The organism is Sphingobium sp. RAC03, assembly GCF_001713415.1.
GTDB lineage: Bacteria > Pseudomonadota > Alphaproteobacteria > Sphingomonadales > Sphingomonadaceae > Sphingobium.
Map to the genome: position 1 here is coordinate 12784 of NZ_CP016456.1, position 11090 is coordinate 23873.

An 11090-nucleotide genomic window follows, 5' to 3' on the forward strand; every position below is an offset into this window, starting at 1 on the left:
CCCCTCTACGGGGCCTGTTCGCCTCATGGTCGGGGCTTTGCTCCAATCGATGCTCGCCTGCCTCCTGTTCCTGCGAGCGCCAGACCCCTCCGCCACGATGCTTCGGGTCGCGGTCATCATGATGATGCTTTCAAGCATCGGTGCCTTTGCACTGGCTCTGATGGGCGAGCGGCCGAAACATGCCCGCCGCCGGAGACAGCGCCATGCATAAGCGCTGCGCCATACCCATCATGCTTTGCATCGCGTCCATTTCAGAGCCAGCGCAGGCAGGCACCGCCACGATCGGCCGCACCTGGCCGATCGTGGAGGCTGACGCGCTGAGCGAGATAGAAGCCCGGGCGTCGCGGCAGCCCGTCGATGTGGCGCGCAATTTCGGTCCCCGCAGTGGATGGTCCGCGATGCGCGCGGCCACGCTCGGCCTGGCGAGTAAAGCCCGCACCCGCTTCGTCGTGCCCTTCTATACGCTCGAGTTCGACATCAAGCTGCCCGATGGGACGATGCTTTATTCCAAAGGGTTCACCTTCAATCCCCTGACCTATGTCGCGCTGCCCCAGCGTCTCGTCATTGTGCATCCGCGCGATCTTGGCTGGGCGCTGCGCACCGCGCGGCCCGCAGACTTCATTCTTCTGACCGCAGGCGATGCGTTGGCGTTGGGCGAACAGGTCGGCCGCCCACTCTTCATTCTTGAGGAACGCGTGAAAGACCGGCTCGGACTGACGGTCGCGCCGGTCATCGTCTCGCAGGCGGGACAGCGGCTCGTCCTGCAGGAATATGCCCCGCTCGACTTAATATCGAAGGCGGCTCACCGGGTGGAGATCGTCCGATGATAGCGCTGGATGGCCGCGCGCATCGCACGCGTTGCAGGCTTTGGATGATCCAGAGCCTGAAAACATGCCGCGACATCGCTGGGCTGCAAAAGCGTCCGCTCGGTCGCGCGCTCACCGGTCGTACTTACCTGTCCACTGGATGCCGCCATGTCACTGGACCTCGTCACAATCTTCGTAGAGTCCTAAAAGTCATATCGGCATCCCTGACACTTACACGCCGGCGGCTTCCGATCGGCCAGCTCTCGCTGGCCCTGGGATTTTTGATCTCCATCTCAACGCCGATACCCGCTCAAGCGTCGAAATGCGAGGCCGGTACGATCTTCAATCCGATCACGAAGGTGCGCTGGACCTGCATTTTCCCGATCACGATCGGCGGCGTGAAGGTCGGGAGTTTCGACAAGCTCGACAAGGAACTCGACGCCCAGTCGGCGAGCAAGCCGCTATGTGCCTGTCGCAAGGGTGTCAGCTTCTGGTTCGGGGTCAAGGTCAGCTTCTGGTCGCCAAATCGCATGGTCGATGTCGTCACCGAGCCTGGATGCATGATGGCGCTGGGCGCTGATCTGATGCCAACCGGCGGCAAGCTCCAGGGTAGCCAGAGTTCAATCGCCGATGGAACGAATAGCGTCAAGATGTTCGCGCAGATGCATTATTATATCGCGCCGGTCTGGAAGATGCTCGACATGTTCACCGATCTGCCGTGCATCGAGGATGACGGTTTCGACGTCGCTATGATCACCGAGGTTCTACCGACCTGGCAATCGGGAACGCTGGGCGCGATCATCCAGCCCGAAGGCATATTGTTCGGTAATCCCGCCGCCGGCCTTGCCTGCATGGCAGACAGCGCTGCGGCTGCGGCGGGCAAGGTCATCGACCCCCTCTTCTGGTGCATGGGCTCCTGGGGTGCCACCTACCCGATCGCTGGTGACATCCATTTTGGTGACAGTGTCGAGGCTTGGGCGGGTCTCGCCGCCCGCGGCACCTTCATGATGGGACGCCTCGGCGCGCTGACCATCTCCTCGGCGGACGGCTGCGCATTCAAGCCGCAGCCGATCTGGACCAAGAGCCGCTACAAGCTCCAGATCATGGAGCCGGTCAAGGGCGGTAAATGCGTCAATGTCGGCCGTCCCGGCGCGCTCTGGTCGAGCGGCAAACACGCCCCTGGCAAAGACAATGCCCAGTTCATGCTTTTCGAAAAGGTGATCTGCTGCGCCGGCATTCCGGTGCCATGAGCAGACCACCCACCAGATGCATCGCGCGTGACCCAAAGGTCTCCCGGTCTGCCCGCCACAGCACCCAAGGCCGGCTGGACGCGTGCGGTGCAGGAGCGGCGTCGACGCCCCTTGACGACGCCGCTCCACCCTCGATTCCAGCGATGCCTCGCTCGGCCAATGCCCGCCCTTCCCTGAACGCGGCAGATCCATCTCCTCTGCCCTGCGCCAAGGCGACGCTGACGATGTTTGAGGGCCAGGCTGTGTTTCGGCTCGCGTCCGGCGGTCTCTTCCGGCTCCGCCACGGCAGTCGCACCCAAGGGCCGATGCGGCCATGACCCGCTGGTGCGCCGCCCTTCTTCTGAGCGTTGGATCGCCGCTGGTCCTGCAGGCAGTAGCACTTGGCCAGGAACCTGTGCCCAGTGTCCAGGAGCGCGCGCGGGCTGCCGCCGCTGCATCGCGCGCGCGTACCGGCGACAGCGATGCGCTGCGATCCAACGTCGTGACGCCCGGCCTTGCCGGGCAGCCCATCGCGACGGTCGATGGCAAGACCAGCTTCACCCCTTCGATCAGCTGCCAGAAAAGCGCGACGCTCCTTGAACTGCTGGTCCAGCCTGGCGCCACCGGCGACCTTGGGCAGGTGCGGATCGCCCATGACCGCGACTTTGACGGCGCCTTCGACAACCAGACCCAGCTGCCCGTACCGGTGTCGGGCGTTTGCGCCAATGGCGTCATCGCCTGCAATCCGGGCACCTGGGAGGGATGCCGCGCCTATGCGTGGAATGTGGACGAGAGCCAGAAAATCGGGCTCACGCAAACGGCGATGACACGGCTTGCGGGCTGCTATTGTCTCAACAATAGCTGCGGGTCCAATCTCGCCTGGGGCAATATGGCAGGGGTCCTCAAGGATCTGGGAGGCGGCGTCGTTGGCGCCCTTACAACGGCCGATCCCCGCATCGGGGTCGCGCAGGCGCAGGTGGAAGGTCCGGTCATCCGCTATATCGGCGCGCAGACGACCGCGTGTGCGACCAACCCCGCGGTCGACCAGACGCGCTATAAGGCCGCCCCCACGCTTCTGGCCGGCGACGCCGAGGCGGTGGCCGCTGCCAGTTCCATATTCCAGGCGGTCAAGGCGTCGCCAGCGGGGTTCGGAAAAGCCCAGCAGGTGTCGGTCTGCACCATAAACCGCGAAACCAGCATGTCTTCGCCCGACCCGCAGACGATCATCACCCGATCATCCGGGGGATATGCGACCATAGCGCCAGCACCCGATCGGCTGTCCTTCCTGATGGGCTCGCCAGGCGACGACAGCCTCAAAGGGGGCAAGTGCGGAATCTTCGATTTCAGGATGACGATCGACGTTGGCGACGGGGATCGACTGAAGGCGGTCCGCCTGGCACGTTATTATGCAGATGACTGGGCCCAGGTGCGGGTGGACGGGCAACTGGTAGCATCAGGCCCATCCCCCTGGACGGACATGGGGTTGCCGCCGGGCAAATGCGAGAGGGGCGGACCGTTCAATGCCGCGCCGGCCGTTGATCTGACAACGTCCATGACGCCGGGCTCGCACGAAATCTGGCTTCGCGTCGCTGTCGGAGACGAAGGCGAAGCATTTGCCCAGATTGACGCCGATCTGGACCTTGCCTGTCGGGCGAGCGAAAGGGTGGTTGATCTGTGCGCCGGCTATGCCAGCCAGTCCCACTGTCATCTCAAAGATGAGACGGTTGATGGCGTAGCGACCTTTCGCAGCGGCGTGGGCACGGGTCTTTCGCCACTTCCGCAGACCCGGACAGTCGGCACGGGGGCTTGCACGACGCAGCTCACCCGCGACTTCTTCCTGCGCGAACGGCGCTATGCCTGCACCATCGACACGGGTGTGCAGACGCCCCCTGACCTGTCCCGCAGCGCCTATATCATCGACAGGTCAACCGAGACCCTTCTCGCGGACAGGGCGCGCACCGCAGATGGTGGCGTTGCGCAGACCACCCGCCCCTTTGCCTTGCCCGAACGCGGTTCCGTGCCGGCCTGCGAAGCCATCTGCAAAACGAGGGCAGCACGCGTGAACAGCGACGCCGCGCCCGATGGCGTGGTCGGCGCTCTGCAGAACAGCCCTCAAGGCTGGGATACCTATTACCACGCCTGCACCGCCGACAATGTCTGCCCTGCAGGCGACGGTGAGGAGATCCTCTCGGCGTGTGGCTGCCTCGACGATTTCCCGCAAGCCGTGGCAATGATGCAGACGGTCAGGCTCGCGGGCGCCGACCTTGTCTGCACGGCGAGCGCGCCATGAGCGGCCGCAATGCCTTTACCGCCGCGCTGATGCTCTTGCTCGCTACCTGCGCGCAGCCCCAGGTCGCCACTGCGCAGACGGAGGCGACGCAGCAATGGCTCTGCGCGGTCGATCGCAACGGCAATGGCGATGCCGCCGATGAAGGCGAGATCGCCGGATGCGGGACCATGGAAGGTGGCCAGCATCTATGCCCCATCGACCAGGTCGCCTGTACGCAGGGCATCGACCACCATTATGCCTGCCCGCTTGGGCCCCAATATGCCTGCCTTTCGCCCGACGGCATCGCGCCACCGAGTTGCTCGCCCCATGCCTGCATCGATACTGGTGCCCATCCGATCGAGACCGATGTTTCGATCGACGACCCCGGCACTCCGGCAGACGGCACGGTCGATGAAGACGGCAATTGTCTCGGGACGATCGAGATATTCGGCGGCCGGAAACTGCGCTGCCGACCACCGGGTCTTAGCGTCACCTTCCAGAACTGCTGCAAGGACAAGGGGCAAATCGTCAAGGACGGGATGGGGGCGTCGATCAGCTCGATCGGTACCAAGATCGCGGTCGCCAAGGGCGTGTTCACCGGCATGAAGGCGGCTTATACCGCGTTCCGGGCGGGTGCGACCGCGAGCCAGGCAGCGAGCGCAGGCGCCAACGCGCTGATCGTCGGGATCGACCCAACGTCGATCGCCATCAGCCTTGCGATCAATTTCATGATGGAGGTGCTGCTGCGAGGCTGCGACCAACAGGATATGGAAGCGGGCATGCTGCGGGGTTCGGGCATGTGCCACGAGGTCGGCACCTACTGCTCGTCGAAGATCCTGGGCATCTGCGTCCAGAAGGCGAAAAGCCAGTGCTGCTTCAACAGCAAGCTCGGTCGCATCATCCAGGAGCAGGGCCGCCCGCAGTTAAAGGCGTTCGCCAATGGCTGGGGCGAGGTCAAATCGCCCGAATGCCGCGGCTTTACGCCCCAGGAGTTCCAGGCGCTCGACTTCAGCCGCATGGATCTGTCCGAATATTATAGCGAGATCGAGGCCCGGTCGGCCGATCTCATCCAGTCCGATATGGAGGAGCGCGTCGATGCGTATCTCAAGACCGTCCAGCCTTAGTCTGGGCGCTGCATTGGCGCTGGCGGGTGTGCCTTACGCCCTTGCCCAGACGGCTGAAGAACAGCAAGAATCAGGCCCTGGTCCCGCGATCGGCGCGCCTGCAACCGGCGCACAAGCGATGGAGGCTCTGGCCAGCGCGCGTACCCGCCAGAGTGAGGCACCATTGGCGCGGTCTCCTTCGCCTGTTCCGCCTACATCCTCCGCACCGATGCGCAAACGGGCCTTTGAGGCGTTGCGATCTCGAAAGCCCTCCCCTGTTCTTGAAGAACGCGCACGAGCGGCCCGGCTGGCAGGCGAGGCGCAGCTTGCGAGGGACCGTAAAGCGATGGGCAAGCGGCTGGCGCAAGCCCTGGGCCTGGAAGCGCCCTCAGCACAGGCGATCGTCGACGCGGTCGCGCCCGCAGCCCCCCGATCCTGGGTGCCGGTCCTGTTCGTTTCCTCTTCACTCCCGATCACGACGCTGCGGAACTACGCCGGGCAGCTCGAGCGCGCGCACGGGGTCCTTGCATTTCGTGGCATGCCCGGCGGGCTCACCAAGGTCGGCCCGATGGCGAAGCTCTCGGCAGAGATCCTGCGGCTCGATCCAGGCTGCGAGGGCCCGGCTTGCGCCATGCGCAATGTGCAACTGATCGTCGATCCGATCCTGTTCCGGCAGCATGGCGTCACAAGGGTACCCGCGCTTGGGTTTCTGCCGGGCGATCCGACTCAGCCCTATTGCGAGCGGGAGGAGGAAGGACCCGCCTCTACCAAAGCCGCGCATCTCGTCTATGGCGATGCGGCGCTCACCGGAATGTTCGAAGCCTATGCCCGCCTCGGCGGCAAAGAGGAGGTGCGCGATGCTCAGACTCGCCTGGAACGCCGCTAGGCTCGGCTGGCCCGTTGTCCGCGACCTGCCCCGGCGGGCCGCCGAAGCCTTGGGACAAGCGGGTCCCGATCAGCCAGCCATGCCGGAACGGTTATGGAAAGCGATGGCTATAGTGTCGGCCATTGCCTTGTTCGTCTGGTGGGCGCTGCCCCAGCTGGTCTGGGTCCGCAGCCCCTCGATCAACGCCTATGCTGTCCGTAAATCGCCTGGGACCATCGCCCGGCATGATCTGGTGATGTTCGAACTGCGCCATCCCCTCGCCGGGCCGGTACCGGTCAATGTCACCAAATATGCGCTATGCCTGCCCGGTGACCATCTTGCGTCCTTCACCATGCGGTCCGATCGCTTTTCCGGACGCATAGAGGCCGCCTTCTTCTGCAACGGCAACCTCCTGGGTGTCAGCAAAGCCTATGGGAGGAACGGCAAGCGACTGGACTATTTTCGCTGGAAAAGCGGGCCGATCCCTGAAGGCCGGGCCTATATTGGCTCATCCTACAAGGACGGGTTCGACAGCCGTTATTTCGGCCTGGTCCCGATCGCAAAACTGGTGCGGATGGAGCGGGTGCTGTGAAGCGCGCGGTTTCCCTATTCGTGGCGGCGGGCATACTTGCCCTCGTCCCGAAGGCCGCGCGAAGCGCGGATGCACCGCCGCCGTCAACGAAGGTCCGCCAGGGCTATTGGTGGTACGAGGCACCGCCGGCGCCCAAGGCGCAAGCGGACGAGATGGAGGATGGGCCGCTCGTTAAACCCGTCATCCCGCCGATGGCCGAGCTTGCCCGATGGACCCCACCGAGAATCCGCAAACTCATCGAGTCTCAGCGCGACTATGCCGCGACCGTGCTGACCGTGGACGCAGTATCGGACTTCTGGCGGCTGCAGGATTTCGCCCGGCGCAAGGCCAGGGCTTTTGCCGGCGTCACCCAGATTGCGATGCTCACCCATCCCGAGCTCAATGCCAAGTCGGCCAATCCCATGGTCGGCGATGCGCGCGCCGCGCTGGGTGCCCAGAAGGAGGCAGTTCGCCGGGCCTATCTGCGCGGACAGGCAAGGCAATATGCCCTCGTCATGTTCAGCCGGGAGAGTTGCGGCTACTGCCGGGTGCAATGGCCGATCGTCCAGCGGTTTCAGGAGGATTATGGCTGGCAGGTGATCCGGCAGGATCTTGATGCTCATCCCGAACTAGGATCGCGGTTCGGGGTCGAGGTGACGCCGACGACGATGGTGATCCGGCGCGACAGCGCACAGCGCATGGTGATTGCAAGCGGCGTCGAGGCTTATCCGAACCTCTCGCAAATGACCTATCAGGCAGTCAGGCTGCTCAATGGCGATATCCGACCCGAACAGTTCATGACGGGCGCTGGCGAAGAAGGCGGCTTTTTCGATGCCCTGGCCAATGGGCCCGTCGCTGCATCCAGTCTGGCGCCGGATGGCCAAAGGTCGAGCATCACCATCGGGGGCGACGAGCGATGAGGGCAAGCAGTAGCCTCAGGCGATCGACTATTGCGGTCATGGCCGGGCTTTGCGCGCTTGGTCCGGGCATCGCGATGGCTGCCGAGGCAGGCAGGGACCTGGCGCGCCGGGCAGCGATACATCCTGTTGCAAGCGTGCCTGACCTGCAGGCCTGGATCGCACGCATACCGGCAACAAAGGATTTCCCGCCTGACCTCGCCCAGACACTGCGCGGTAGTTCCAGCCTGTTCCTGATCGAGATGAGCACGGCACCAGGCTGCATTCCCTGTGCCGACCTCTGGGCGCGGCTCGCCCGGTTTCGCTCGCGCTATGGATGGCGGGTGCACACGATCACCACTCAGAGCGCGCTTTTGCGGTCGGGGCGACTGGGGCTTCCCTGGGTTGGTCACCCGGTGGCCTGGGTACGCCCGCTTGATGATGAGGACCGTACTGTGCCCATAGCGATCGGCACCGATCTCGATGCCAATCTGGCTCGCAATGCCTATCTGGCCGCCAAAATACTGACAGGCGTCAGGCCGTCCGTGGGCGTGCGGGCGATGTCGAAATTTTCAGGCATTGTTGGAGCAAGCAGGCCAGCAGAGGCACCCCGGTGATGAACTGTGCAGGCGCTCTTCGATCATGCGCGCGCGCGCAGCATCTGGCCGGCCGTTTCAAGCGGCATCACCATGATGTCCGCAGAAAGGGGGTAGGTCTCGCTGCCAGGATAGATGACGATCTGGCGTTGGGGCCTCAGATCCTGGCACGCGTGATGAAAGCCGCGTTCGACCTTGGGCGAAAGGCTACGCTTTACCTCATAGACCCACAAATCGCCCCCTGGCAGCGTGATCAGAAGATCGATCTCTGCGCCGGCGGCGGTGCGATAGAAATTGGCGAGACTGCCTTCAGGCGCCGCTGCGATCAGACTTTCTATAACAAAGCCCTCCCAGCTACCGCCAGCCACGGGATGCCCAAGAACCGCCTCTTCGTCGCCAAGGCCAAGCAAGGCATGGACCAGGCCGCTGTCGCGTACATAGATGCGCGGCGATTTGACGAGCCGCTTGGCGGTGTTGCTGTGCCAGGGCTCCAGCCTGCGAACGAGCAGCAGATCAACCAGCAGGTCGAGATAGTTGGCAATTGTCTTGGAGTCGAGACCGAGGCCTCGTGCAAAGTCCGAAGCGTTCATCAGGCCAGATTGCTGATGGGCCAGCATCGTCCAGAAGCGCCGCAATGTCTCGGCGGCTATTCTGGGGCCGAGCATGGGCACGTCCCGCTCGAGATAGGTGCGGATGAAGTCCTGCCGCCAGCGCAGACTGGAGCGGTCACTGGCCCCAAGAAAGCTGTCAGGGAACCCGCCTCGTACCCACAGCCTGTTCATCGCTTGCGCGTCTACCTCAAGGGCATCGAGTCCCCCCATTTCAAGATAGCTGACCCGACCGGCCAGACTTTCTCCCGACTGCGCCAGGAGATCGATCGATGCCGAACCCAGGAGCAGGAAGCGGCCGGATGTAAGGCCTTCGCGTCTGCCACTATCGATCAATCCCCGCAGGATCTGGAAAAGCCCCGGCAGGCGATGCACTTCATCAAGGATCACCAGCTTGTCCTGATGCCCCGAGAGATAAAGCTCAGGCTCGCTCAGCTTCGCACGATCCGCGTCGGATTCCAGATCGAGATAGAGCGAAGGGGTCGTCTTGCCGATCTCGAGCGCCAGCGTGGTTTTACCCACCTGACGCGGTCCCAGCAGCGCCACTGCTGGTGTCGTAGCCAGACGTTCGATCAAATCTGTTGCGATATGCCGTTCAATCATCCTCGCATTATTGGAATATATTTCCAAATTTACAAGGTTAAATTACAAACCCTGCGGACCTGGCGGACCGATGAAACTCCCATTTTCTCTAGAAGAGGTCTACAGCCATGCAACGTCTGCGTCACCATGCCCTGTCTGCCGGTATTGCCACGCTTGCGGCATGTAGCGTCAGTTCACCGGCGCAGGCGCAAGGTTGGGCGGAAAGCTGGTTCGACAATGTCACCTATACAAGTCCCGGAAGCTTTGAGGATCAGACCCGCGGCTATGTGACGGCCGGCGGCATGTCGGGCCGGGTCGATGTCCATAACGACTATCTGATGAGCCTGACAGTCCCTAAGGTGAAGGCGGGGTGCGGCGGCATCGACATGTTTCTGGGCGGCATGTCATTCCTTGATCCCGACTATCTGGTGCAGAAGCTCGAGAGCATCCTCCAGGCCGCCCCTGCCGTTGCGTTCCAATATCTGCTCGAGACGCTCGATGAGAAGATGGGCAACATCATCTCGAAGATGGAGGCAACGACCAACTATCTCAATTCCATCCAGGTCAATGACTGTCGGCTTGCCAATCGCATGGTGCAGATCGGCAAGGGCGACGACAATATGTCGGGGATCATCGAGGAAATGACGGGCTATCGCTCGGTCAAACAGGGCTTTGCCAAAAGCTACCAGCAAAGCCGCGAGAAGATCGAGGCAAACGCCAACAATCCGACGGAGGATCTCAAGGACGCACTGGCCAACTGCCCGGCTGAGGTGACGGACATCTTCCGCACCGGCTCGCTCCTGTCCCACGCGGCCGCCCGGGTCGGCGCCAGCAGCTGGGCGAGCGTCATGCGCGCGCGGGTCGGCGACGTCTATATGCGCTGGGACGCGAACGACAAGGTGCCCCTCTTCTCCGCGATCCCGGCCTGCCCGGCGCAAGACAGCGAGTCCCCTGACGATTTCCTATCCGGCAAGGTCCAGAAGCGCGCACTTAACATGCCTGCGACTGCGGACGATTGCTCGGCCGATGGGACCAAGGGCGCGCTGGCGCTGTCGCGCGAACGGCTCGAGGCCATTGCGGGAAAGATCAAGACGAAGGCTGCATTGTCGGAAGAAGAGCGCCAGTTCGTCGCCAATGTCCGCACCCTGCCTGTTTACCGAATGCTCGAATGGGGCGTGCGCCAGGGCGTGGTCGGCTCGGTGATCGCCGACACCGATGAGCTGGTCGCCCTGACCCTTGCCTATCAGATGCTGAACGACCTCACCCGCACGATCGATTTTACGCTTACCAATGCCGAGCGCGGCACAAGCGCGGCGGGCGCCGCGGACGGCGCGAGCGCCAATATTTGCCAGACCCGGATCCTCACCAAGGGAATCGAGCAGCTGCGCGACCTGCGCGAGGAGGTGCTGCGGCAGCGCGCGCAGATGCGGCAATCCTATCTGGCGGCGCTAAACCAGGCGAACCTGTCGGCCAACTATGCCGGGCTCCTGCGCCAGCGCGATCTCGATGCCCGCAATGCCGCCGGCGTAGCCGCCACCCGCAATCGCTGAATGGGGAGCCGTTAG

At 63.4% G+C, this 11090-nt stretch carries 10 protein-coding genes; 9 read left to right on the plus strand and 1 reads right to left on the minus strand.

Going from position 1 to position 11090, the window contains the following annotated elements; genetic code table 11:
- The first annotated feature begins 179 nt into the window (after window positions 1–179).
- From BSY17_RS04675 to BSY17_RS04710, 8 genes are all read left to right on the plus strand, one after another.
- Window positions 180–827 carry a conjugal transfer protein TraW gene (locus BSY17_RS04675; RefSeq protein WP_443019476.1) on the plus strand — a complete coding sequence of 216 codons (648 nt, stop codon included), beginning with the start codon at window positions 180–182 and terminating at the stop codon, window positions 825–827.
- Window positions 828–1087: 260 nt separating this feature from the next.
- On the plus strand, window positions 1088–2056 hold the full coding sequence (locus BSY17_RS04680) for a TraU family protein (RefSeq protein WP_237236415.1): 969 nt from the start codon (window positions 1088–1090) through the stop codon (window positions 2054–2056).
- Between the two features lie 313 nt (window positions 2057–2369).
- Window positions 2370–4325, plus strand: coding sequence for a hypothetical protein (locus tag BSY17_RS04685; protein ID WP_069064608.1), 1956 nt, complete (start codon window positions 2370–2372; stop codon window positions 4323–4325).
- Window positions 4322–5428: a conjugal transfer protein TraN gene (gene traN / locus BSY17_RS04690; protein WP_069064609.1), complete on the plus strand. Its 1107-nt coding sequence runs from the start codon at window positions 4322–4324 to the stop codon at window positions 5426–5428. The genes BSY17_RS04685 and traN overlap by 4 nt, the downstream gene beginning before the upstream one ends.
- A gap of 325 nt (window positions 5429–5753) precedes the next feature.
- On the plus strand, window positions 5754–6293 hold the full coding sequence (locus BSY17_RS22105; RefSeq protein WP_335681337.1) for a type-F conjugative transfer system pilin assembly protein TrbC: 540 nt from the start codon (window positions 5754–5756) through the stop codon (window positions 6291–6293).
- Window positions 6265–6864 carry a S26 family signal peptidase gene (locus BSY17_RS04700; RefSeq protein ID WP_069064611.1) on the plus strand — a complete coding sequence of 200 codons (600 nt, stop codon included), beginning with the start codon at window positions 6265–6267 and terminating at the stop codon, window positions 6862–6864. The genes BSY17_RS22105 and BSY17_RS04700 overlap by 29 nt, the downstream gene beginning before the upstream one ends.
- The gene (locus BSY17_RS04705; RefSeq protein ID WP_069064612.1) at window positions 6861–7763 is read left to right on the plus strand and encodes a conjugal transfer protein TraF; all 903 of its coding nucleotides are present in this window, start codon (window positions 6861–6863) and stop codon (window positions 7761–7763) included. Before BSY17_RS04700 ends, BSY17_RS04705 begins: the two co-directional genes overlap by 4 nt.
- 74 nt (window positions 7764–7837) lie before the next feature.
- A complete protein-coding gene (locus BSY17_RS04710) occupies window positions 7838–8356 on the plus strand; it encodes a hypothetical protein (RefSeq protein ID WP_335681338.1) in 519 nt (172 codons plus the stop codon).
- 23 nt (window positions 8357–8379) lie between these two features.
- Here BSY17_RS04710 and BSY17_RS04715 read toward each other — a convergent pair whose 3' ends face one another.
- Window positions 8380–9546 carry an ATP-binding protein gene (locus tag BSY17_RS04715; protein ID WP_069064614.1) on the minus strand — a complete coding sequence of 389 codons (1167 nt, stop codon included), beginning with the start codon at window positions 9544–9546 and terminating at the stop codon, window positions 8380–8382.
- 107 nt (window positions 9547–9653) lie between these two features.
- Between BSY17_RS04715 and BSY17_RS04720 the strand changes: the two genes are divergently transcribed.
- Complete coding sequence (locus BSY17_RS04720; RefSeq protein WP_069064615.1) at window positions 9654–11075, plus strand: conjugal transfer protein TraH; 1422 nt, start codon at window positions 9654–9656, stop codon at window positions 11073–11075.
- Window positions 11076–11090 lie beyond the last annotated feature (15 nt).